The organism is Nocardiopsis aegyptia (assembly GCF_013410755.1).
GTDB lineage: Bacteria > Actinomycetota > Actinomycetes > Streptosporangiales > Streptosporangiaceae > Nocardiopsis > Nocardiopsis aegyptia.
Map to the genome: position 1 here is coordinate 3,703,537 of NZ_JACCFS010000001.1, position 23,574 is coordinate 3,727,110.

Annotated in this window: 20 protein-coding genes; 7 read left to right on the plus strand and 13 right to left on the minus strand. The window is 73.3% G+C overall.

Translation table 11 applies throughout. The features are described 5' to 3' along the window. Positions 1–9: 9 nt before the first annotated feature. The 5 genes from HNR10_RS16680 to HNR10_RS16700 form a co-directional block, all read right to left on the minus strand. Complete coding sequence (locus HNR10_RS16680; protein ID WP_179824620.1) at positions 10–831, minus strand: enoyl-CoA hydratase/isomerase family protein; 822 nt, start codon at positions 829–831, stop codon at positions 10–12. A gap of 99 nt (positions 832–930) precedes the next feature. Further along, complete coding sequence (locus tag HNR10_RS16685) at positions 931–1,197, minus strand: hypothetical protein (RefSeq protein ID WP_179824623.1); 267 nt, start codon at positions 1,195–1,197, stop codon at positions 931–933. 182 nt (positions 1,198–1,379) lie between these two features. After that, positions 1,380–1,646: a hypothetical protein gene (locus HNR10_RS16690; RefSeq protein ID WP_179824625.1), complete on the minus strand. Its 267-nt coding sequence runs from the start codon at positions 1,644–1,646 to the stop codon at positions 1,380–1,382. Positions 1,647–1,770: 124 nt separating this feature from the next. After that, positions 1,771–2,445, minus strand: a complete 675-nt coding sequence (locus tag HNR10_RS16695) for a TetR/AcrR family transcriptional regulator (RefSeq protein WP_218897812.1) — start codon at positions 2,443–2,445, stop codon at positions 1,771–1,773. A gap of 22 nt (positions 2,446–2,467) precedes the next feature. After that, positions 2,468–3,964, minus strand: coding sequence for a sodium:solute symporter family protein (locus HNR10_RS16700; protein ID WP_179824627.1), 1,497 nt, complete (start codon positions 3,962–3,964; stop codon positions 2,468–2,470). 319 nt (positions 3,965–4,283) lie between these two features. Between HNR10_RS16700 and HNR10_RS16705 the strand changes: the two genes are divergently transcribed. The 4 genes from HNR10_RS16705 to HNR10_RS16720 all read left to right on the plus strand — a co-directional run bounded on the left by HNR10_RS16705 (position 4,284) and on the right by HNR10_RS16720 (position 10,533). After that, positions 4,284–5,132 carry an urea amidolyase associated protein UAAP1 gene (locus HNR10_RS16705; protein WP_218897814.1) on the plus strand — a complete coding sequence of 283 codons (849 nt, stop codon included), beginning with the start codon at positions 4,284–4,286 and terminating at the stop codon, positions 5,130–5,132. Then, positions 5,129–5,839: an urea amidolyase associated protein UAAP2 gene (locus HNR10_RS16710; protein WP_179824629.1), complete on the plus strand. Its 711-nt coding sequence runs from the start codon at positions 5,129–5,131 to the stop codon at positions 5,837–5,839. The genes HNR10_RS16705 and HNR10_RS16710 overlap by 4 nt, the downstream gene beginning before the upstream one ends. Then, a complete protein-coding gene (locus HNR10_RS16715) occupies positions 5,836–9,624 on the plus strand; it encodes a 5-oxoprolinase/urea amidolyase family protein (RefSeq protein ID WP_179824631.1) in 3,789 nt (1,262 codons plus the stop codon). Before HNR10_RS16710 ends, HNR10_RS16715 begins: the two co-directional genes overlap by 4 nt. A gap of 114 nt (positions 9,625–9,738) precedes the next feature. Further along, positions 9,739–10,533 (plus strand): VOC family protein, encoded by a 795-nt coding sequence (locus HNR10_RS16720; protein ID WP_179824633.1) that lies wholly within the window; start codon positions 9,739–9,741, stop codon positions 10,531–10,533. Positions 10,534–10,651: 118 nt separating this feature from the next. Here the strand turns inward: HNR10_RS16720 and HNR10_RS16725 are convergent, their stop codons facing one another. The 3 genes from HNR10_RS16725 to HNR10_RS16735 form a co-directional block, all read right to left on the minus strand. Further along, complete coding sequence (locus HNR10_RS16725; protein WP_179824634.1) at positions 10,652–12,223, minus strand: long-chain-fatty-acid--CoA ligase; 1,572 nt, start codon at positions 12,221–12,223, stop codon at positions 10,652–10,654. Positions 12,224–12,250: 27 nt separating this feature from the next. Then, on the minus strand, positions 12,251–13,141 hold the full coding sequence (locus HNR10_RS16730) for an amidohydrolase family protein (protein WP_179824635.1): 891 nt from the start codon (positions 13,139–13,141) through the stop codon (positions 12,251–12,253). 95 nt (positions 13,142–13,236) lie between these two features. Next, the gene (locus HNR10_RS16735; protein ID WP_179824636.1) at positions 13,237–13,722 is read right to left on the minus strand and encodes an Lrp/AsnC family transcriptional regulator; all 486 of its coding nucleotides are present in this window, start codon (positions 13,720–13,722) and stop codon (positions 13,237–13,239) included. Positions 13,723–13,913: 191 nt separating this feature from the next. Here HNR10_RS16735 and HNR10_RS16740 point away from each other — a divergent pair, with 191 nt between their 5' ends. Both HNR10_RS16740 and HNR10_RS16745 read left to right on the plus strand, forming a co-directional pair. Then, on the plus strand, positions 13,914–15,200 hold the full coding sequence (locus HNR10_RS16740) for an MFS transporter (protein WP_179824637.1): 1,287 nt from the start codon (positions 13,914–13,916) through the stop codon (positions 15,198–15,200). Between the two features lie 497 nt (positions 15,201–15,697). Continuing rightward, positions 15,698–16,990, plus strand: coding sequence for an MFS transporter (locus HNR10_RS16745; protein WP_179824638.1), 1,293 nt, complete (start codon positions 15,698–15,700; stop codon positions 16,988–16,990). Positions 16,991–17,062: 72 nt separating this feature from the next. Here HNR10_RS16745 and HNR10_RS16750 read toward each other — a convergent pair whose 3' ends face one another. From HNR10_RS16750 to HNR10_RS16765, 4 genes are all read right to left on the minus strand, one after another. After that, positions 17,063–17,800: an anti-sigma factor gene (locus HNR10_RS16750; protein ID WP_312889304.1), complete on the minus strand. Its 738-nt coding sequence runs from the start codon at positions 17,798–17,800 to the stop codon at positions 17,063–17,065. Next, positions 17,797–18,399, minus strand: coding sequence for an ECF RNA polymerase sigma factor SigK (gene sigK, locus HNR10_RS16755; RefSeq protein ID WP_179824639.1), 603 nt, complete (start codon positions 18,397–18,399; stop codon positions 17,797–17,799). The genes HNR10_RS16750 and sigK overlap by 4 nt, the downstream gene beginning before the upstream one ends. A 212-nt stretch (positions 18,400–18,611) precedes the next feature. Then, complete coding sequence (locus HNR10_RS16760; protein ID WP_179824641.1) at positions 18,612–19,259, minus strand: fasciclin domain-containing protein; 648 nt, start codon at positions 19,257–19,259, stop codon at positions 18,612–18,614. A 60-nt stretch (positions 19,260–19,319) separates the two neighbouring features. Then, the gene (locus HNR10_RS16765; RefSeq protein WP_179829786.1) at positions 19,320–20,939 is read right to left on the minus strand and encodes a molybdopterin-dependent oxidoreductase; all 1,620 of its coding nucleotides are present in this window, start codon (positions 20,937–20,939) and stop codon (positions 19,320–19,322) included. 183 nt (positions 20,940–21,122) lie between these two features. Between HNR10_RS16765 and HNR10_RS16770 the strand changes: the two genes are divergently transcribed. Next, positions 21,123–22,724 carry an OmpA family protein gene (locus tag HNR10_RS16770; RefSeq protein WP_179824644.1) on the plus strand — a complete coding sequence of 534 codons (1,602 nt, stop codon included), beginning with the start codon at positions 21,123–21,125 and terminating at the stop codon, positions 22,722–22,724. Between the two features lie 121 nt (positions 22,725–22,845). Here the strand turns inward: HNR10_RS16770 and HNR10_RS16775 are convergent, their stop codons facing one another. Beyond that, positions 22,846–23,529 (minus strand): hypothetical protein, encoded by a 684-nt coding sequence (locus HNR10_RS16775; RefSeq protein WP_179824646.1) that lies wholly within the window; start codon positions 23,527–23,529, stop codon positions 22,846–22,848. Positions 23,530–23,574: the final 45 nt, after the last annotated feature.

Here is a 23,574-nt window from a genome sequence, read left to right on the forward strand (position 1 = left end):
GCACCGGAGTCAGGAGGGCGGGGCGGCGAACCGCGCGGGGCGCCGCTCCAGGAACGCGGTGATGCCCTCGTGCAGGTCACCGCTGCGCACGGCCTCCTCGTCCCAGCTCCGGGCCAGGTCGGGGGTGAGGCCGCCCGCGCCGATCGCGTCGACGAGGCTCTTGGCCGCGCGCACGCTCACCTGGGAGCGGTCGCCGACGGTGGCGGCGAGCCCGGTGACGTGGTGGGCGAGTTCGGACTCGGGGACGACCTCGTCGAGCAGCCCGGTGCGCAGCGCCTCCTCGGCCCCGAGGAGGTCGGCGGTGAAGAGCAGGCGCTTGGCGGTGGAGGGCCCTGCCAGGGCGACGATCCGGCGCAGGGACGAGGCGGGGTAGACCACCCCGAGTTTGGCCGCCGGAACGCCCACGCGCGTCCGCGGTGTGCCGACACGCAGGTCGCAGGCGGTCGCGAGCAGGCAGCCGCCGCCCACGCACAGGCCGTCGACCATGGCGATGGTGGGTTTGGGGAAGGCCGCCAGCGCCTCGCCCGCGGCCTCGGCGAGCCGGTCGTCGAGCACGCGCGCCCCGGCCGCGTCGACGTCGACGGCACCGCCGCCCGCGGTGCCGTCGGCGCCCGCCGTGAGCTCGGAGATGTCGGCGCCCGCGCAGAAGTCCGTCCCCGCTCCGGTCAGGACCACCACCCGGACGGAGGGGTCCTTCGCCAGGGGCTCCAGCAGCCGGGGCAGCAGGCCCCACATGTGCGCGGTCATCGCGTTCTTGCGCTGGGGGTGGTCGATGCGCAGGGTGGCGGTGGTGCCGGAGGTGGTGAGGTCGATGGTGGGTGCGGTGGGCATCGGTTCGCTTCCTCGGGGACGGGACGCCCGGGGCGGATCCGGGCGCTCCCCATGCTCCACCAGTGCTCGCGCGCCGGCTCGCCCGGGCCCGCCGCGGGACTAGAGGTAGGTCTCCATGCCCGGGACGAGTCCGAGGAGGAAGGCGACGGCGGCGATGAGGAGGGTGATCCCCACACCGATGCCGAAGGCGATCCACGCGGCGCGCGTGAGCCTGGCCTCCGCGCGCGAGTCGTCGGTCTTGTTCAGGGCCAGGGCGGCGAGCACGATCATGACGATGCCGACCACTGGGTTGCAGCACACGGTCAGGAAGATGCCCGCGATGAGCGCGGCGAGAGGGTTGGCGGACTGAGCGGATCCCGAGGTCATGGCCTGGCCCTTCGGTCGAGACGTGGAGCGCCGAAGACATCGCTGTACGCGGTGGCATCGACACTGTACGCGTTGGCGCTGGTCCGGGAGGGCGCGCCACGCTCGGACCGCGGCGATGCCCGGCGACCTCCGCGGACCCCCGGCACCCTCCGGTGGCGTCCGGCGCCGCCCCCGTGCGCCCCCTACACGGGCCGCTCCCACCAGGGGACGAAGTCCAGGACGATGGCGAGGACCACCACGAGGGCGGTGAGGATCATGCCGACCGCGAAGGCGACCCAGGCGTACTGCGTGAACCGGGCCTGCTCCGGCGAGCCGTCGGGCCTCCTGATGGCCACGACGGCCAGGACGACCATGACGACGCCGATCAGCGGGTTGAGGCACAGGGTGAGGAAGACCCCCGCGATCAGTGCCGCGGTCGGGTTGACGGACTTCGCGGGTTCGGAGGCCAAGGTGTTCCGCCCTCCAGCCGGGTGTCGAACGCTGGGTGCTCTCTCCTGGTCAGAGCGACCATACGTCGACTCCGGGGCCGGATCGGGCGTGCCACGCGGAGCGGGTCCGTCCCGACGGCCCGCCTCACGCCCGGGTGGCGCGGTACAGCTCCAGCCCTTCGGCGCGGATCTCGGCCAGCGCGGACTCCGGCGTCCCCAACAGCCGCAGCGCACCGTCGGCGACCTCCGTCCCGGCCGTCGCCCCGTCCAGTGCGGGCGCGCCGCCCCGGCGCAGGATCACGCTCTCCACCAGCCCGAACACCAGGTCGGGCAGGGAGCTGCCGACCGACTCCGGCGCCGCCCGCGCCACCAGTCGCGCGTAGTGGTCCCGCAGGGCGTCGCGCCGGGTGTGGAAGCCCCCGAAGCGGTCCCGGCTCACCTCGGGCGACAGGTAGAGGGCGCCGACGTTGTGCGGGTGGGAGCACAGCAGTTCGACGTCGGTCCGGCAGAGCGCCCACAGCCGCACCGGCGCGAGCGCGGGGTGGCGCTCCAGCCGTTCGGCCACCGCCAGGGACGGGCCGACCGTGCCCTCCAGCAGCCGGGCCAGGATCGCGTCCTTGTTGGCGAACAGGTGGTAGAGCGACGCCTGGCGCAGGCCCGCGCGCTCGGCGACGGCGCGTGTGCTGGTGGCGGAGAACCCCTGGGAGGTGAACAGTTCGGCCGCGGCCCGCAGGACGTCCTCGGTACTGCTCGCCCCGGTCGGGGACGCCCCGGCGGCGCGCGGCCGGCCCACGCGCCGCCCGGTCTGTCGCTGTGTCACGGTCCGCCTCTCGACCGGCCGGTCACGCACCGGCCTTCGACGCGTATTCTGCCTCCTCCACGACCGGTGCGGTGGGCTCGGGGTCGGTGGCCGCGGCCGGGACGGCCGGCCGCAGGAGGGCGACCACCGTGTAGGCGGTGAGGGAGGCGCCCGCGGCGATCATCGTCGACCAGCCGTCCAGGTCCGGTACGGCGGGGCCGCCGGACAGGTACAGCAGGTCGTTGTCGGCGCCGTAGACGGTCGGGGTCAGGACGAACATCGCCAGGCGGCTGCCCAGGCCCACGACCAGGGCGGCGGTCGCCGCCGCGGCGCCCCCGCGCCGCCAGGCCATGCCCAGGACGAACGGGACGGCCAGCCCGGCGAGCATCAGGTCGAAGGCCAGGGTGAGCAGGATGCCGGTCTGGGGGACCCGCAGGGCGAACACCACGCCCAGTAGCGCCATCGGCACCATGGTGTACCGGGTGAACCGCAGGACCTGGGCGCTGCTGAGGTCGGTGCCGCGGCGCCGACCGCGGATGTTGCGCACGACCACCGCCGCCGTGCTGAGAATGACGCCGCTGGCGGTGGTGAAGGAGGCGGTGACCAGGCCGGACAGCACCAGGACGGCCAGGAGCGCGGGTGCCGTGCCGTCCAGCAGCGCGAACAGGACGGGGCCGTCCACGTCGTCGCCGAGCACGCTGACGCTGGACAGGGCGACCAGGGAGAAGGGCACGCCCACGGCCAGGGTGATGCCCGCCCCCGCGAAGCAGGCGCGCTGGGCGGTCCGGGGCGACCTGGCGGCGAAGATGCGCTGCATGAAGTCGATCGCGATGATGTCGCCGATCCCGAGTGCCAGCAGGGTGGCCAGGTTCACGGGCGCGCCCTGGGCCGGATCGGTGAGCTGGCCCAGGTCGAGGGGGCCCATGCCCTCGGGGATCGACAGCCCGTGGGTCAGGGCCATCCAGGTGGTCAGCGCGGCGACCGCGACCAGGGTCAGGACGGTCTGCGCCAGCGCCGTGTACACGTCGCTGTACATGCCCCCGGCGATCGTGTAGGTGAGGATGAGCCCGACGACCACGAGCACGCCGGCCGTGTACGACAGCCCGGTGAAGTGCTCCAGCATCAGGCCGACCGCGACGAGGTTTCCGGCGAGCAGGATCGCGAAGCAGGCGATCATGATGAGGCTCGCGGTGACCTCGATCCCGCGTCCGAACCGCAGCCGGTAGTAGTCGGGCAGGGTGACCAGCTTCATCCGGTTCATCGGCTTGGCGAAGAACACGCCGGTGATGAGCAGGCACAGGGCCAGGCCGACGGGCAGTGAGGCGCCCGCCCAGAACCCGAACTCGAAGGCGAGGTCGGTGTTGCCCGCGGTGGCGTTGGAGTCCACGGCCTGGGCGGCCAGCGCGACCGCGACGAGCGGCAGGCCGAGGCTGCGCCCCGCGAGGAGGTAGTTGTCGGCGTCGCCGCCGACCTTGCGGGCGACGAGCAGTCCGAGGGTGACGACGCAGAGGACGGCTGTGCCGACTCCGAGGATGATCATGCGGCGCTCCGAGGGGGTCTGACGGCCGTTCCGGCGGCCGAGTGCGTCCGAGGGGGTGTCGGTGCTGGTGGGCGCGTTCTTGTCAACTGACAGGAATTGAACGCCTCGGAGTGGAGGGCGCCTTTGCGCCGATGATGCGTTTCCGTGAAATCGGCCTCACCGTGTGACGGGCGTGTTGCCTCAGGGCGGTGAAACGCGCCGGAAACACGCGCGGCCCCCGGTTCACGCGGTGCTGATCGTCCCGGCATCGCGGGTTCATCGTCGGTGCCTAATTTCGGTCGGGCGACAGAAAACCCGCACCGGGCACCAGGGAGCCGCCATGGCCACGCCACACACAGGACCGACAGCGACCACCGGCGCCGCTCGCGCGCACGCCCGGGCCCAGGAGGGGGCTCGCGCCGACGCCATGCCCTACCGGCCCGCCCGGACCTGGCCCGCGCCGCCGCCCGGCGTCCCGGCCGAGGACCTGACCTGGGCGGAGACCGTGGCCGGTGGCGGCTACACCCACAAGATCATCGCCCGCGGCACTTCGCTGCGCCTGGCCGACCCGGTCGGGGACGCCTGCGCCCACGTCCTGCTCCACGACCCCGACCACCCGGTCGAGCGCCTCAACGTCGCCGACACCGTCAAGGTGCCCTGGCAGGCCTACGTCACCACCGGACACCCGCTGCTGTCCGACCAGGGCCGTGCGATGGCGACCGTGCTGGAGGACACCTCGAACCGGCACGACGCCCTGTGCGGTACCTCCTCCCTCGCCCGCAACACCGAGCGCTACGGCGACGGCACCGCCTACGGGCCGGCGCCGGCCGGCCGTGAGCTGCTGCGCCTGGCGGCCGCCAAGTACGGGCTCACCGCGCGGGACGTGCCGCCCAGCCTGTCCTTCTTCCAGGGGGTGCGCGTCGCCGGGGACGGCACCTGCGACTTCACCGGCTCGGCCGGGCCGGGAACCCACGTCACGCTCCGGGCCGAGCGGCCCCTGCTCGTGCTCATCGCCAACGTGCCGCACCCGCTCGATCCGCGGCCCGAGTACACCTGCTCGACCCTGGAGGTCCTGGCCTGGCCGGGAGAGCCGACCAGGCCGGGCGACGAGCTGTGGGAGAGCACTCCCGAGGTGCGCCGCGCCCTCACCAACACCGCCGACCACCTCGCCGCACGGGGGATCCAGTGACCCACACCGCCCACGCGTCCACTCCCGCCACCTCTGCCGGTGCTGCCGGCGCCGCCGGTGCGTCCGACGGAGCCCCGGCCTCCGCCGCGCCCGCCGAGTCCCGGACGACCGTCCCCGCCCGCGCGCCCTGGTCCGCCGTCGTCCCCGCGGGGTACACGCTCACCATCGTCGACCTGGGCGGCAACCAGGCGGTGGACTTCCTCGCCTACGCCGCGCACGACACGGCCCGCCGCTACAGCGCGCCCGACACCGTCCAGGGCCAGGGCAACGTCTTCCTCACCACCGGCAGCGTGCTGCGCGACTGCGAGTACCAGCCGCTCATGACGGTCACCGCGGACACCTGCGGGCGCCACGACACCCTCGGCGGCGCCTGTTCCAAGGAGTCCAACACCCTGCGCTACGGGCACCACACCGCCCACCAGCACGCGTGCGTGGAGAACTTCCTGCTGGCCGCGGCCGAGCACGGGCTCGGCAAGGCCGACCTGGTCTCCAACGTCAACTGGTTCATGAACGTCCCGGTCGAGGAGGACGGCACGCTCGGGATCGTCGACGGCCTCTCCGCTCCCGGGCTGTCGCTGTCCCTGCGGGCCGAGACCGACGTGCTCGTGCTGGTCTCCAACTGCCCCCAGATCAACAACCCGTGCAACGGCTTCGACCCCACCCCCGTCGAGATGGTCGTCACCGCGCCGGGCGGGGGAGACCGATGACCGGCGCCCCCACCCCCTCCTCCGCCACGTCCACACCCCCGACCGCGTCCGGTTCCCGTCCGGCCGGTCCGCTGGGCGGCCGCACGCTGCTCGTGGCCAACCGGGGCGAGATCGCCGTCCGCGTGCTGCGCACCGCCCGCCGCCTGGGCCTGCGCACCGTCGCCGTGCACTCCGAGGCCGACCGCGGCGCCCCGCACGTGCGCCTGGCCGACACCGCGGTCGCCCTGGGACCGACACCGGCCGCCGACAGCTACCTGCGCGGCGACCTGGTGCTCGAGGCGGCCCTGGAGGCCGGTGCCGACGCCGTGCACCCCGGCTACGGATTCCTGTCCGAGAACGCCGACTTCGCCCGTGCCTGCGAGGACGCCGGGATCGCCTTCGTCGGGCCCACACCCGCGCAGATCGACCTCTTCGGCGCCAAGCACACCGCCCGGGCGGCGGCCGAGGCGGCCGGAGTGCCGCTGCTCGCCGGGACGGGGCTGCTCGACGGGCCGGACCACGCACGCGCCGAGGCCGAGCGGATCGGCTACCCGGTCATGCTCAAGGCCACCGCGGGCGGTGGCGGGATCGGCATGCGCGCCTGCGCCGACGCCGCCGCCCTCACCGAGGCGTGGGACTCCGTCCGGCGCACCGCGGGGTCGGGGTTCGGCTCCACCGACGTCTTCCTCGAACGCATGGTCACCGGGGCGCGCCACGTCGAGGTGCAGGTGTTCGGGTTCGGCGACGGCCGCGTCCTGGCCCTCGGCGACCGCGACTGCACCCTCCAGCGCCGCAACCAGAAGGTCTGTGAGGAGGCGCCCGCCCCCGCGCTGCCGGACGCCGTCCGCGAGCGGATCACCGAGGCCGCGGTCGGCCTGGCCGCCTCCGTGTCCTACCGCTCCGTCGGCACCGTGGAGTACGTCTACGACGCCGCGCGCGAGGAGGCCGCGTTCCTGGAGGTCAACACCCGTCTGCAGGTGGAGCACGGGGTCACCGAGGCGGTGTACGGGGTCGACCTGGTCGAGTGGATGCTGCGGCTGGCCCTCGGCGGGGCCGACGACCTGCCGCGGGAGGCGCCGGAGCCGCGTGGGCACGCCGTCCAGGCGCGCGTGTACGCGGAGGACCCCGACGCCGGGGACCGGCCCAGCGCCGGTCGCCTCACGCACGTCTCCTTCCCCGACCACGCGCTCGGCGGCGACCCGGTGCCCGGAGCCCTCGGAGCCTCCGCCACACCGGGAGCGCACGGGACGCCTGGGGCGAGCGGGGTGGCCTCCGGGGCCGGGGAAGTGCCACAACCCGCGGGGACGCCGCTGCCGCGGGTGGACACGTGGGTGGAGACCGGAACCGAGGTCACCGCGGCCTACGATCCCCTCCTCGCCAAGGTGATCGAGCACGGCCCCGACCGGACCGCCGCCTGGGCCCGGCTGGGCGCGGCGCTCGACGGCACCCGGGTGCAGGGCGTGGCCACGAACCTGGGCGTCCTGCGCGCCGTGTGCGAGCACCCCGACGTGGCCGCCGCCGCGCACACCACCGCGACGCTGGCCGGGGTCACCGACCCCGCCCCGCGCGTGCGGGTGGTCACCGCCGGGACGCGCACCACCGTGCAGGAGTGGCCCGGCCGCACCGGCCTCTGGCACGTGGGCGTGCCCCCGTCGGGCCCCATGGACGCCCTGTCCTTCCGGCTGGGCAACGAGGCCCTGGGCAACCATGAGGGCGCCCCCGGGCTGGAGTGCGTCCTGGACGGCCCCGAACTCGTCTTCACCGCCGCGTGCCGGGTCTGCGTCACCGGGGCGCCGGCGGCGGTCGCCGTCGACGGAGCACCCGTGCCCCAGTGGCGCCCGGTCGAGGTACCCGCCGGCGGCACGCTGCGGGTGGGCTCCGCCGACGGGGCGGGACTGCGCGTCTACGTCCTGTTCGAGGGCGGGCTCGACGTGGCCCCGGTCCTGGGCAGCGCCGCGACCTTCGACCTCGGCGGTTTCGGCGGGTACACCGGAGGCCCCCTCCAGCCGGGCGACGTCCTGCGCCCCGCGCCGCCGACCACCGGGGCGGCGCGGCCCGCGTCGGCCGAGGTCCCGCCCGAGCGGCGCCCCGTCATCGGGCACGCGTGGCACGTCGGGGTCCTGGAGGGCCCGCACGCCGCGCCGGAGTTCCTGACCGAGCAGGACGTCGCCGACTTCTACGCGGCGGAGTTCACCGTGCACTTCAACTCCTCGCGCACCGGCGTACGGCTGACCGGTCCCAAGCCCCGCTGGGCCCGCCCCGACGGCGGCGAGGCCGGCCTGCACCCCTCCAACATCCACGACACCGCCTACACGGTCGGCGCCGTCGACTACACCGGCGACCTGCCCATCCTCCTGGGGCCGGACGGCCCGAGCCTGGGCGGGTTCGTCTGCCCGGCCACGGTCGCCACCGGCGAGCGGTGGAAGCTGGGCCAGCTCCGCCCCGGCGACACCGTCCGCTTCGTCCCGATCTCCGAGACCGCCGCCGAGGCCGTGCGGGCGCGTCCGGCGGCGGTCCCGCTCCCCGACCGCGCCGCGCTCTCCGACGGCGGCGTGCTCGCCCGCGCCGAGGCCACCGACACCCGGCCGGAGGTGACCTACCGGCGCGGCGGCGACGACAACCTGCTGGTCGAGTACGGCCCGATGCGGCTCGACCTGGGTCTGCGCATGCGCGTGCACGCCCTGGCCGAGCAGATCGCCCTGGAACGTCCCGCCGGGATCGTGGACGTCACCCCCGGCATCCGGTCGCTGCAGATCCACACCGACCCCGACGTCCTCCCGGTCTCCCGGCTGCTCGGCCTGGTCCGCGAGGCCGAGGAGCGCATCGCCCCCACCAGTGACCTCACGGTCCCCAGCCGTACCGTCCACCTGCCGCTGTCCTGGGACGACCCGGCCACGAGGGAGGCCATCGAGCGCTACATGTCGGGGGTGCGCGACGACGCGCCCTGGTGCCCTTGGAACATCGAGTTCATCCGCCGCGTCAACGGCCTGGACAGCGTGGACGACGTGTACCGCACGGTCTTCGACGCCGAGTACCTCGTGCTGGGCCTGGGCGACGTCTACCTGGGGGCGCCCGTGGCCACGCCGCTCGACCCCCGCCACCGGCTGGTCACCACGAAGTACAACCCGGCCCGCACCTGGACCCCGCAGAACGCCGTGGGCATCGGCGGCGCCTACCTGTGCGTGTACGGGATGGAGGGGCCGGGCGGTTACCAGTTCGTGGGCCGGACCGTGCAGGTGTGGTCCACCTGGCGCCAGGACGGGCCGTTCGATCCGGGCTCCCCGTCGCTGCTGCGCTTCTTCGACCGGATCAGCTGGTATCCCGTCGAGGCCGACGAACTGCTGGAGATGCGCGCCGAGATGGCCGCCGGACGCCTGGACCTGGCGATCGAGGACGGCGAGTTCTCCCTGGGCGAGCACGAGCGCTTCCTCGCCGACAACGCCGCCGGCATCGAGGCCTTCGCCGCCCGCCAGGGCGCCGCGTTCGCGGCCGAGCGCGCCGCGTGGGAGGCGGCGGGGGAGTTCGACCCGCGCCCCGAGCCGGAGCCGGCCCCCGTGCGGGCGCGCGTCACCGCGCCGGCGGGCGGCCACGTGGTGGAGTCGCCGCTCACGGCGACCGTGTGGCGGGTGGGCGCCGCCCCCGGGGACACCGTGGCCGCGGATCAGGAGCTGGTCTCGTTGGAGGCGATGAAGACGGAGGTGCCGATGCGGGCGCGCGAGGCGGGCGAGATCGTCGAGGTCCTCGTGAAACCCGGCGACCAGGTGGCCCCCGGTGACGCCCTCGCGGTGGTCGGTCCGCCGCGCTGACCGGAGCGCCCCTCGCACGGTTGCGGGAACTTTGCCGTGCGGGGGGCCTGTCTTGTCGCACCCCCGGGACAGACTCTGTGGTGGTGTGCATCACATTCGACCGAGGGGACCGTCATGATCACCACCGACTTCGTTCCGGGCTCACCCTGTTGGATCGAGCTCAGTGCGTCCGACCTCCAGAAGTCGCTGGACTTCTACCGCGGCCTCTTCGGCTGGGAGGCCGAGTCGGCCGGGCCCGACACCGGCGGCTACATGATGCTCAGGTCCGACGGCAGGGCCGTGGGCGGCGCGGGGCCGCTCATGGAGGAGGGGCAGTCGCCGTCGTGGACGATCTACTACAAGACCGATGACGCCGAGGCCACGGCCGCGGCCGTGACCAGGCTCGGCGGCACCGTCCACGTCGACGCGATGGACGTCATGGGCCTGGGCATCATGTCGCACTTCGGCGACCCCCAGGGCACGGAGTTCGCCACCTGGCAGCCGTTGTCCTTCCCGGGCATGGAGGTCGCCGACGAGCCCAACAGCCTGATGTGGGTGGAGCTGTGGGCCCCCGACGGCGAGGGCGCCAAGAGGTTCTACGGTGACCTCTTCGGGTGGAGCTACACGTCCTTCCCGCTCCCGGAAGGGGCCGGCGCCTACGAGATGATCACCCCCGAGGGCCAGCCGGAGGAGCGCATGCACGGCGGCATGATGGGAGCCGACGAGCAGATGCTGGCACCGCTCGGAGGCAAGGGTGACTGGCACCCGGTGTTCCACGTCGAGGACCCCGACACGGTCACGGCCAAGGTCGCCGAGAGCGGAGGACAGGTGTTCATGGGGCCCGAGGACGCGGAGGGCGTCGGGCGCCTGTCCACCTGCGCCGACCCCGACGGCAACGTGTTCGTGCTGCTCAAGCCGTCCGAGATGTGAGCGGTGGGGCACTCCAGCCGCCGAGGGAGGAGGGCCCCGGGACGTCCGGCGGGCCGCGGGCCGACCGGCGGGGCCGCCCGCCGACACCGCCGCCCGGGCCGCCCGACGGCGTCCGCCGCTACTGGCGGGACACCGCTGAGGCCCCGCCGCGCAGCACGTACTTCTGGATCTTGCCCGTGGCGGTCTTGGGCAGCTGTGCCACGAACTCCACCTGGGTGGGCGCCTTGAAGTGCGCCATGTTCTCGCGCGCGAACGCGATCAGGTCCTGCTCGGTGGCCGCGGCCCCGTCCCTGAGCACCACGGACGCGCGCGGCGTCTCGCCCCAGCGCTCGTGCGGTACGCCGACCACCGCCGCCTCCAGTACGGCCGGGTGCCGCAGCAGGACCCCCTCCACCTCCACCGACGAGATGTTCTCCCCGCCGGAGATGATGACGTCCTTGATCCGGTCCTGGATCTCCACGTAGCCGTCGGGGTGCGTGACGGCGGCGTCCCCGGTGTGGAACCAGCCGTCCCGCATGACCTGCTCGGTGGCCTCGGGGTCGTTGTAGTACCCCCGCATGACGACGTTACCGCGGACGGTGATCTCGCCGACCGTCGTGCCGTCCCAGGGGACCTCCGCGCCGGACCCGTCGACCACCCGCAGTTCGCCGGAGGTGATGAGCTCGACGCCCTGGCGGGCCTTGACGGCGGCCCGCTCACGCGTGCCCAGGGCGGCGTGCTCGGGCCGGGGCTCGCACACGGTGATGAACGGGGCGGTCTCGGTCAGGCCGTAGACCTGCGTGACCGTCCACCCCAGGCCGTCCTCGAGGCGTTCGATGGTGTCGGCCGCCGGTGAGGCGCCCGCCGTCACCACGTTGACGCCCGGCGGGACGTCGCCGCGCACGTCCTTCGGGGTGTTCGAGAGCATGATGAGGACGGTGGGGGCCGCGCACATCCAGGTGACGCCCTCGGAGCGCACCAGTTCGTACACGGTGGCAGGGTCCATGGCCGGCAGGCACACGTGGGTGGCGCCCGCCGCGGTCACCGTCCAGGTGTAGGTCCAGCCGTTCGCGTGGAACATCGGCAGGGTCCACAGGTACCGCTCGCCGACCTCGATCCGCAGGTGGGTGAGGACGCCGACGGTGTTCATGTACGCGTTGCGGTGGGTGATCATCACGCCCTTGGGGCGTGCGGTCGTCCCGGACGTGTAGTTGATGGTCAGCAACTGGTTCTCGTCGATCTCCGGGCGCGGGAAGTCGCGCGCGGCGCCGGCGAGCAGGGCCTCGTAGTCCTCCCAGCCCGGGCGCGCCCCCTCCAGGGCGACGAACCGCTCCACGCCCGGCATGCGGTCGCGCACCCCGTCGACGGTGTCGATCTGGTCGGCGTGCACGCACAGGACCTTCGCGCCGGAGTGGTTGACGATGTAGACGAAGTCGTCGGCGGCCAGGCGGAAGTTGACCGGGACCAGGACGGCGCCCAGCTGCGGTACCGCGTAGAAGGACTCCAGCTGGGCGTGCGTGTTGGGGGCGATGTAGGCGACGCGGTCGCCGGGGGCCACGCCCATGCCCGCCAGGACCGAGGACCAGCGGTCACAGCGGTCGAAGAACTCCTCGTAGGTCAGGCGGAGCCCCCGGTCGACCACCGCCTCGCGGTCGCGGTACAGGCGGCGCGCGCGTCGGGCGAAGTCCAGGGGGGTGAGTGCGAGTTCCATCCGTCTTCTCTCTGCTTCGGCGGTGATTCAGAGGTCGAACAGCCGGGCCGCGTTGTCGTGGAGCACGCCGCGCAGCCAGTCGGGACCCAGGCCGAGGTCCTCCAGAGCCCGGATCTGGTCGAGGTAGGGGTAGGGGATGTTCGGGAAGTCGCTGCCCAGCAGGACGCGGTCGCCGAGCGAGCGCAGGCGCGGGAGCTCGGCGGTGGGGAACGGGGAGTGCCGCTCGGTGTAGGCGGTGAAGGCCATGGTGGTGTCCAGGTGGACCCGTTCGTGGCGTTCGGCGAGGTCGAGGAACTCGGTGTACTCCGGTGCCCCGGCGTGCGCGACGACCACGGCGAGCCGGGGGTGGGCGCGCAGGACCTCGGCGATCGGCCCGGGGCCGGTGAAGGGGCCGGGCAGGGGTCCGGAGGCGCAGTGGACCACTACGGGTGTACCGGACTCCGCCAGGGCGCCCCACACGTCGGCGAGCAGCGGGTCGCGGGGGTCGTACGCGCCGACCTGCAGGTGGGCCTTGAACACGCGTGCGCCCGAGCCGATCGCCGCGGCCACGTAGTCCTTGGCGTCGGGCTCGGGGTAGAAGGTGGCACTGCGCAGGCAGTCGGGGTGGTGGGCGGCGTAGTCGGCGGCCCAGTCGTTGAGCCAGCGGGCCATGCCCGGCCGGTGCGGGTAGGACAGGGCGGTGTGGTGCGTGACGCCGAAGCCGCGCAGCAGGGCCACGCGCTCGTCCTGGGTGCCCCGGTAGGTGATCGGCCAGACGCCCTCCCCGAGGGCGTCGAAGTAGGCCCAGACCTTGCGGAGGACGTTGGCCGGCATGAAGTGGGTGTGGACGTCGATGAGGCCCGGCAGCCCGAGCGAACGCCACGACGCGCGGACGGCGGCGGCTTCGTCGGGCTCGGGCGAGGATGAGGCCTGGGTCACAGGAGTCAGCCTAACCAGAACCGTGCTCGGCCCGGCGTGCCGGGCCGCCGGCCGGCCGGGCTCCGCGACCGGCCGGGCTCCGAGACCGGCCGGGGTCAGGCGCGGCGGCGGCCGTGGGCGTTGGTCGGCGTGATGCGGTCGTTGCGCAGGTGCTCGTAGACGATCGAGGCGCGCACGTCGGCGACCTCGGGGCGCTCGGTCAGTTTGTCGATGACGAACGCGTACAGGCTGTTGTTGTCCGGCAGGGCCACGTGGATGAGGAAGTCCTCGCTGCCCGAGGTGACGAAGACCGACAGCGTGTCCGGGAGCGAGCGGACCCAGTCGCGGAAGGCCTCGATGTTGTGCCGCGAGGGCTTGACGACGCTCACGGTGATGAGCGCCTGGACCGGGCGGCCGATGAGGTCCAGGTCCACGTCCAGCAGTGAGCCGCGAATCACACCCCTTTCTCGCAGCGCACGGGTCCGATCGAGGGTCGTGGTGGGCGACGCGCCCACCGCGGCGGCCACGTCGCGGTTGGTTTTTCGTGCGTCCGACTGGAGTTCGGCCAGGATCGCCGTATCAAGTTCGTCTAGATCAGCCATGTGCGCAGCATACCCGTATTAAATACGGAAAGTTGTCTGTAAGCCCGGAGTCTGGTTAACCTTTAATCGAAAAGGTCGTATTTGGCTCGCCCGGGAGAAGATCCTTCCGCGGCAGGCAGTGTCGCCCGCCGACGGCCACGCTCCGATGCGACGACGCATCACCGCAGACCCAAGGGACGTCCGTCGCCGTTATGAGACCTTCCTCCCTCCTGGCCCGCCCCGACCGACCGTCGGCACGGCCGGACACCGCGGCTCCCACCGGAGCCCCCGTACTGAGGGGCCGCCTCCTCGCCCTGGCGGCCATCACCTGCGCGGCACTGAACCTGCGCCTGGTGGTGACCTCGCTCTCGCCCCTGCTGACCACGATCGGGGCGGAGTTCGGCTTCACCACCACCGTCGTGGGCGTCTTCGGTGCCCTGCCGCTGGTCGCCTTCGCGCTGTTCGGCCTGGCCACCCCCGCCGTCATGCGCAGACTGGGCGCCGAGGCCACCGCCGTGCTCAGCATGCTGCTGGCCGCCGTCGGACAGCTGGCCCGTGCCTTCGCCCCCGACACCGGCACCCTGCTGCTGCTCACCGCGGTCGCCCTGACCGGAGCGGCGCTGGGCAACGTCGTGGTGCCGCCGCTGATCAAGCAGTACTTCCCTGACCGGCTGGCCGCCCTGAGCACGGTGCAGATGGTCGCGATCCACCTGGGCGCCCTGTTCCCGCCGCTGGTCGCCGTCCCGCTGGCCGAGGCGGCCGGCTGGCGCGTCGCCCTCGGTGCCTGGTCGCTGCTCGCCCTGGCCGCCGCCGGGCTCTGGGCCGCCCAGTGGCGCCGCCCGGGCGGCACCGCCGCGCCGAGCGCGGTCGTGCCCGCCGGAGGCGAGCCGCCGCTGGCGCGCCCGGTCTGGCGGGTGGGCATGGCCTGGCGGATGGCGGTCCTCTTCGGGATGGTGACCTGGAACGTCTTCACGCTGTTCACGTGGCTGCCGACGCTGCTGGCCGACGCCGGCCACTCCGGGGCGTTCTCCGGTGGCATGGTGTCGCTCATGGTGGGGTCGAGCCTGATGTTCGGCCTGGTGGCGCCCACGATCACCGTGCGTGCCGCCAACACCTTCCCCATCGTCGCCTTCGGGATCGCGGGCTACGTCGTGGGCTACCTCGGGATCGCGCTCGCGCCCCAGTCCCTGGCCCCCCTGTGGTCGGTCTTCCTGGGGCTGGGCACCGGCCTGTTCGTGGTCATGATGACCATGATCAACGCCCGCAGCACCACGGCACGGGGCTCGGCGTCGCTGTCGGGCTTCGTCCAGGGCGCGGGCAGCGGCATCGCGTTGGGCGGACCGCTCCTGTTCGGCCTGCTCGGCGAGCTGACCGGCGGCTGGACCGCGTCCTACGTGCTGGTCGCCGGGGGATCGCTGGCGGTCGCCACGGTCGTCGCCTACGTGGAGCGCACGCCGTGGAGCATCGAGGCGGCCGCCGCCGGACACCGCCCGGAGTGAGCCCGCGGCCCGATCGGGGTCGACAGCGAGCCCGTCACCCGCCCGGTGTCCAGAATGAGCCCGTGGCCCGACCGGGGTCGCCAGTGAGTCCGTCACCCGTCCGGGGTCCGGAGTGAGTCCCTGACCCCGTCCGCGCGGGCCCGGGAACGCCGTCCGCGCGGGGCCGCGCGAGCCCGTCCGGGAGGGCCGTGCGGGCGGGCCCGCGGGGCCGGGCGTGGTGCCTGTCACGTCCGCGCGGAGGAGCGCGTGGTGGGAGACACGGGCGTGTCGGACACGCGTGACAAACGCTCGCTAATGCGGGCAATGCGCGCATAATGGCGACATGACTACGACGCCCCCGGACCGGCCCTCCGCCGGGGTCTCCGGGTCGGTCCCCTGACCCCCCACGGCCCACGAGGACGCCGCTGTCACACGGTTCCCACGGGCACACGACGACCAGTCCGGGCCGGAGCCGTGGTTCCCCAGTCGCCCGCGGGGACCCGAGGGGAACGATCACGATGACGTCGGAGCGGGAGCACTCGTCCCGGCCCCCCGGACGGGTGTCCCCGATGGGCGGTGCCGGGGAGTTCGTGCCCCTCATCCGCAACCGGGACTTCCAGGCCCTGTGGACCAGCCGCTTCTTCGCCGGGCTCGGCAAGGAGAGCGGCGAGGTCGCCTACCCCCTCCTGACCCTCCTCCTGGTGGGATCGGCCGCCCAGGCGGGCGTCATCGGCGCCTCACAGGTCGCCACCGCCATGGTCGCGGCGGTGGTCGGCGGCTCCCTCGCCGACCGGGTCAACCGCCGCGTGGTCCTGCTCTGCTGCGACGCCGGCCGGCTCCTCCTGCTCGCCGGCTTCGCCGCCCTCCTCCTGGCGGGCGAGGTCACCCCGACGGGGGTCGTGGCCGTCGCCGTGTGCTCGTCGGCGCTGACGGGGGTGTCCAACCCGGTCGCGATGGCCGCCATCAAGCAGCTGGTACCGGCCTCCCAGGTGGCCGACGCGGCCGCGCAGAACCAGATCCGCTTCTTCACCACCACCGCGCTCGGCGCGCCCCTGGCCGGGTTCCTGTTCAGCCTCGGCCGCGCGTTCCCCTTCGCCGCCGAGGCCCTCACCTACCTGGTCTCCGCCGGACTCGTGCTGTGCATCCGCCGCCCCATGCAGGCGCTCACCCGCGAGCCCCGCGAGCGGTGGACCCTGCGCGGCGCCGTCGGCGGGTTCGTGGTCCTGGCCAAGCACCCCATCCTGCGTCCGATGATGCTGTGGATCGTGGTGTTCAACGTGGCCTTCACCCACACCGGAGCGTTCCTCGCCATCATCGCCACCGCCAACGAGCAGGGGGCCACCAACGTCGAGATCGGCCTGACGGTGTCCGTGGCCGGGGCCGGCGGGCTCCTGGGGTCCCTGGCCGCCGGGGCGGTGGTGCGCTGGGTGCGTCCGACGACCACCTTCCTCGCGGCGGCCTGGTCCGCCCCGGTCTGCGGTCTCGCGCTGGCCGTGGCCCCGAACGTGCTCTCCCTCGGGGTCATCGTCGGCTGCGTGTTCGCGACCGTGCCGTGCGTCAACGCGGTCTTCTACGGCTACGTCGCCGCGTCGGTCACCGACGGCTACCAGGGGCGGGTGCTCGGCGCCGTCATGTTCATGTCCCTGGTCTCCCAACCGGTGGGCATCCTCGGGATCGGGCTCGTCTTCGACCACGCCGGACCCACCTGGGTGTTCCTCATGATGGCGCTGGTCTCCGGCCTCGCCGCCCTGTTCAGCCTCTCTCCGGTCATGCGCGACCTGCCCCGCCCGGAGGACGTGTCCGTCGCGTGACGCGCGGACCCCGGGACCGGACGTCGGCTCAGGGACGGTCCGGCCCCGGGGAGTCGGGGCGGCGGGGCGGGGTCAGCTCTCCAGGGGCATGGCCATCAGCGGGTCGGAGGTGGGCCGCTCGGAGCCGCCCTCCGGTTCGAGGGTGACCGCCACGCCGCTGTCCCGCCCCTCGGCGACCCCGGCCAGCAGCGGTTCCGCGACGCCGGACGCGTCGATCGAGAGGACTCCGGCCGAGGTGACGGATCCGTCGTCCCGGGTCAGCCACAGCTGGTAGTCCTCGTCCTCCGGGTCGGCCAACCCGTTCGAGCTGAACACCAGGCGGCCCTCGCTCTCGGAGTAGACCAGCGACACGGTGACGCCCTCCATCGGCTCCGCCGTGGTGTACGCGGCGTCCGGTGCGGAGAGCACGGCCGCGATCCGCTGTTCGTTCTCGCGCAGCTCCCGCACCTGGCGGACCTGGTCGGCGGCCACGGCGCCCAGGGCGACCACGACCGCGAGGCAGGCCGCCAGGACCAGGCCGAAGCCCCATCCCCACCGGCGGCGGGGCTCGGGCAGGCGTTCGGGCGCCGGAGCGAGCTGCCGCGTCCGGGCCACATCGGCCAGGACCCGCTCGCGCAGACCCTCCGGCGGCGTGCGGGCCGTGGCCGCGGCGAGCCGCGCCGCGGTCTCGGAGAACCCGCGGACCTCCTGCCGGCAGGAGTCGCATCCCGCCAGGTGGTCCTCGAACCGCACCGCTTCGGACGGTGCCAGGGAGTGCAGGGCGTACGCGCCCGCCAGCGTGTGCTGGTCCTGGCTCAGCGGCCTTCTCACCACTCCACCCCCAAACAGTCCCGGAGCCTGATCAGCCCGTCGCGCATCCGCGTCTTGATCGTCCCCAACGGGGTGGACAGCAGGCGGGCGACCTCACGGTAGGTGTACCCGCCGTAGTAGGCGAGCCGGACCGACTCGCACTGCAGCTCGGTGAGGGTGTCCAGACATCGGCGCACCCGCTCGCCCTCCAACCGGTCGGTGACCTCCTCGGCCACCTCGTCGTAGGGCCGCTGGGTGTCGGAGGCCGCCGCACGCGCCTCGCGGTCGGTCGCGGCCTGTTCGGAGCGCACCCGGTCCACCGCGCGGCGGTGGGCGAGCGTCATCACCCACGCGTGGGGCGTGCCCCGGCGCTCGTCGTAGCGGCACGCGGAGCGCCACACCTCGACCAGGACCTCCTGGGCGACCTCCTCCGACTGGGCGGGGTCGCGCAGGATCCGGCGCACGAGGCCGTACACGGTCGGGCTCACCAGGTCGTACACCTCCCCGAAGGCGCGCTCGTCCCCGCGCGCCACCTCGCGCAGCAGCGCGCCGAGCCGTTGAGCGGCCGGAACCCCCGGTCGCGCCCCGACCTCGCGGGGCACCGCGGCTTCCTCGTCCATCTGCACTCTTCCTCGTCGGTTCCGGAAAGTACTGGAGCCACAAGCTCTCGTTTGAGGGTGTAAGCCCCCACTTCTCGCGTAGTACTTCGGGGGCGTTGGCGGGTGACGGGTGGGAAGAACCGGAGCCGAGGGCTCTCCGTGGCTCTCCGTGGGGGGACAGCGGGAACCGGGCCGCCCGGCCCCAACACGCGGGCGGCCCGGGGCTGTGGTGTCTACTCCGGCATCAGCACGGTGTCCACGATGTAGACGGTGGCGTTGGCGGTCTGCACGTTGCCGCAGACCACCGCCGAGTCGCCGTTCACCGTGAACTCCTCGCCGGAGCCCTCCGTGGTGACCTCGCCCCCCTGCAGGGAGGTGAACGTGCCGTCCTCCAGGTCGGCGGGCGCCTGGCGGCCCTCGACGACGTGGTAGGTCAGCACCTCGGTCAGCTGCTCCTGGTCGGCCAGCAGGGCGTTGAGGTCCTCCTCGGGAATCTTGGCGAACGCGTCGTCGGCCGGAGCGAAGACGGTGATGTCCTCCGCGGAGTTGAGCGTGTCGACCAGGTCGGCCTCGCCCACGGCGGTCACGAGCGTGGACAGCGCCGGGTTGTTGGACGCGGCAGTCGCCACCGGGTCGTCGGCCATGCCCTCGAAGCTGCCCTCCCCGTCCTCGGGCACAGCGGCGCAGCCCGGGCCGAAGTTCTCACCCGCGGTCTCCGTCATGCCCTCGCTCTCGGTGTCCTCCGCTCCCGCGGTCTCCTCGGCGCTCGTGTTCTCCGACGCCGCCTCGGGGTCCTCCTCGCTCATGTCCCCGCAGGCCGTCAGGCCGAACGCCAGGGCGGCAGCGGCGGCGGTCACGGTGAGAGTGCTCTTGCGGATCATTGTTCTCTCCTTCAACGTGTTCAACTGTCAGGACCACCGGTGTGGCGGGTCTGGTGTCGCCTATTCGGCGGTGAAGCGGATGCTGTGCCAGCCGGAGGCCCCGTCGGGGATCGGCTCGGCACGCTCCGAGGTCTGTGTGCGTCCGGTGGCGTCCGTGGCCCGGACCTCCACGGTGTGCTGTCCTGGATCAAGGTCCGCCTCGGCCACCCACTGGACCCAGGTGTCGATGCCGGGGACCTCGGCGAGGTCGGCCTGCCACCACTCGCCCTCGTCCACGCGCACCTCGACGGCGTCCACGCCGCGGTGCTGGGCCCAGGCCACTCCCGCCAGCACGACGTCTCCGGAGGGCACGCGGCCGAGCGGGGCGGGCACGTCGACGCGGGACATCACCTTGATCGGCGCCCGGACCGCCCAGTCGCGCTGGGCCCAGTAGGCCTTCTCGTCCGCGAACCGGGTCAGCTCGATGTCGGTGACCCACTTGGTGGCGCTGACGAATCCGTAGAGGCCGGGCACGACCATCCGCGCGGGGTAGCCGTGGGTGTGCGGCAGCGGCTCGCCGCCCATGCCCACCGCGAGGAGGGCGTCGCGACCGTCCATGACGACCTCGGTGGGCGTGCCGCAGGTCCACCCGTCGTCGGAGGTGCTGAGGATCTGGTCCGCGCCCGACCGCACGCCCGCCCGGCGCAGCAGATCCGCCAGGGGGAACCCCAGCCAGCGGCTGTTGCCGACCAGGTCGCCGCCGACCTGGTTGGACACGCACGTCAGGGTGATGTCGGCCTCCACGAGCGGCATGGCGAGCAGTTCGTCCATGTCGATCTCGAAGGGCTCGTCGACCATGCCGTGCACGCGCAGGCGCCAGCGGGTGGAGTCCAGCCGCGGCACGGTGAGGGCGGTGTCGATCCGGTAGAAGTCGGCGTTGGGGGTGCTGAACGGGGTGATTCCGGGGATCCCCAGGTCGGTTCCGGCCGGCAGGGCGGGCAGGGGTTCGGCCGCGGCGGGCAGGGCGAGCCGGGACCGGGCCCCCGCTCCGCCCAGCGCGTCCGGGAGCCACCGGCCGACGGCACCGGCGGTCGCGGACCCCGCCAGGACACCCGTCGCGGTCAGAACGAAACCGCGTCTCCCCGGGCCCTCGGCGGGTCCCACCTGAGGGTGGGCGGCTTCCGCGTCCGCCGATGCCCGCGGCCCCTTCCTCCCCGGTCCGTGGACCGCGCCGGCGCTCCGCAACAGGAGCGCGAGGGCGAGCGCTCCCGCCGCCGCGCCGACGAGGACCGGTGCGGCGGCCCACGGGTCGTCGGCGCGGCGCAGGAGCACGGCGGCCAACCCGGCCGCCGCGAACACCGCCAGTCCCGTGTAGCCGAGCGCCGGACGCCGGAGCGCGAGCACCCCGAGGACGGCACCGGCCACGAAGAGGACGACCACGATGCCTGAGACGAGCACGAGCTTGTCGGCCGTCCCGAACAGAGCGATCGCCCACTCCATGAGGAACGCCGGCGTGGCGTCGACGACGACGTCGCCGACGGCCACCACGGGGGACACCGAACCGGTCAGCCCGGCCGCGAGCTCGGCGGCGCCCAGGGCGGCGCCGACGGCGAGCAGGCCGGTCACCGACCCCACGACGATGCTTCGCCTGTCACGTGGCGGGGTGGTCCCCCCGCGTCCCTCGGTGTTCACGTGAGGTATTCGCGGTGGTCCGCGATCCGGATTGGCCGGACGCCGATCTTTTCTCGGACGGGTTCCGTGAGCACCGGGAAAACGGCCGTTCCGATAGGGTTCGCCCGACTCGTCCGCCCTCCGGTCGGTTCGACTCCGTGAGTGCTGGAGGATGTTGCCCGTACGCCCTGTCAATGATCGGAGTTCCCCCACATGGCGCGGAAGTCGCCCCTCACCGTGGTCGCGCTGTTGGCCTCGGGCAGCCTCCTGCTCACCGGCTGCTCCGTCACCGAGGACGTGTCCGGCTGGTGGTCGGAGACCTTCGGTGACGCGTCCGGTCCGCCCGAGGTCCGCGAGGAGTTCCCCTACGTCCGTGAGGGCCGGATCTTCCAGGACACCGGCCAGGACACCGAGATGCGCTTCGCCGTCACCGGCCTCGAACGGACCGACGAGTACACGGTCATGCGCTACGAGGTGACCTATCTCGGCGACTTCTCCGGACCCAACCGGAACCTGAGCATGGCCCACACCCTCGTCGATCCGCTCACCGGCCGCGTGTACCGCGAGTTCCTGGACGAGGAGGGCCTCAAGTACGGGTCGGAGAGCCCCAACCAGGACGGCCTCTACCCCGTGCACGACGGGGTCACCAACGAGTACGTCCGCTACTTCCCGCGGCTGCCCGACGAGACGGCCCAGGTGACCTTCGTCGGCAGCGGCCTGGGTGCCATGACCGGCATCCCCGTCCAGGACGTCGAGGAGGAGACCCCGGGCCCGGAGAACCCCAACGGGGCCGACCACCTCACGCTCGACGATCCGCCCCCGTCCGGTGAGAACCTGACCTTCGCCAACCGCAGGCCGGACGAGGACGCGCTCGCCGACGAGGGCTGGGTGCAGAGCTTCGTCGACTCCGAGATCGCCTCCACCACCCGGGACGGCGACCGCGAGATCATCTCGCTGCACTCCGACGTGATGTTCGCCTTCGACGAGGCCTCCCTGACGGAGGAGGCCGAGGAGGTCGTGCGCCGCGCGGCCACCACGCTGGCGACCAACGTCGACCCCGACGACCCGACCATCACCGTCATCGGCCACACCGACGGCATCGGCTCGGCCTCCTACAACGACAATCTGTCGGTGGAGCGCGCGGAGAGCGTGCGCGACCTGCTCGCCGAGGAGATCGGCACGGGCTACACGCTGGAGGTCGAGGGCCGCGGCATGGACGAGCCGGTGGCCCGCGAGGGCGGCCCGGACGACGAGCAGGCCCGCGCCCGCAACCGCCGCGTCGAGTTCTCCTACGTCTTCGACGACACGGTCGAGGCCACCGAGGAGGAGTACGACGACGACGGCCTGGGCACCGCCCAGCGCAACGTCACCTGGCCCGCGCCCTTCAGCGACGACCCGGGGTCGGTCGTGGCCGAGGGCGAGCTGGACGGTGTGCGCCTGGAGATCTACCCGTTGCGCCGCGACGGCGCCTACGTGATCGGCACGGTGGCCTTCACCAACACCACCGACGAGCCGCTCGTGCCGGAGCTGGGCGGCACCGAGGCCATCCAGGCCGGCGGGCCGGAGCAGTTCAACAAGGGCACGCTCGGCGGGTTCCAGCTCCTGGAGCCGGAGGCCGGGCTCGTGCGGTACGTGGCGCAGATGGACTTCGGCGAGGGGCGCTACAGCAGCTTCGCCGAGGAGGTCCACATGCTGCAGCCGGGCAACACCTACGACCTCGTCGCGGTCTTCCCCGCGCCCGCGGCCGACGTGGAGGAGCTGACGCTGCGCGCCGGGCCGTTCGGCGAGTTCGAGGAGATCCCCGTCGAGTACTAGGGGTGCCCCGCCTCCGGTGGGAGGACGGACGAGGGGCCGCCGACGCGTTGTCGGCGGCCCCTCGCCGTGTCCGCGAGCGCGGTCCGGCCGTGTCCGGGGGCGCGGCCCCCCGGGGGGGGTCCTAGCCGCGGACCTGCTCGGCGGCCGTCATGACCACCCGCTCCAGGTCCTCGCGGGCCACGTCCTCGCCGAAGGCGATCGCGGCCACGTAGAAGTCGCCGGGCAGCGACAGGAAGAGCTGGCGGCTGGAGCCGTCGACGGTCCCCACGTACTCCAGGTCGCCGCCCAGAGCGTCGGTCTCGTCGTTGTGGTAGGTGTCCACGTCCACGTCGACGTCCACCTCCCAATTCATCTCGGCCTCCGCGCCGGGCACCCGCACGACGTCCGGGTTGGCGCTGGGGTCGGCGTTCGAGGTGAACACGAGGGTGAACACGGGCGTACCCGGCTCGGTGCTCCCGTCGCTGAAGGAGCACGTCAGCTGCTCGGCGTCGTCGATCCCCTCGACCGCGCCCGACTCCTCGGCCAGGACGGGCCCGGGCGCCAGGTCCCCCACGACCTCGGCGGCGCCCGCCGCCGCGCAGGACTCCGGCAGGCCGTAGGCGGACGCCTCCTCCTCGGGAGAGGGGTCGCCGCTCGCGATCACCCCGCCCTCGGGCAGTTCCATGTCGATGTCCTCGAGGCTGCCGAAGTCGCCGACCTCGTCGAGGTCGACCACGTCGCAGCCGACGAGGACGACTCCGCCGACGACGACGGCGACGACGGCCGTGCCCAGGCACGACAGGGGCTTGGACGGGATGAGTCGCATGGGTGGCTTTCGGTTCGGGGAGAGCCGGACGGGGAGGGCTTCCGG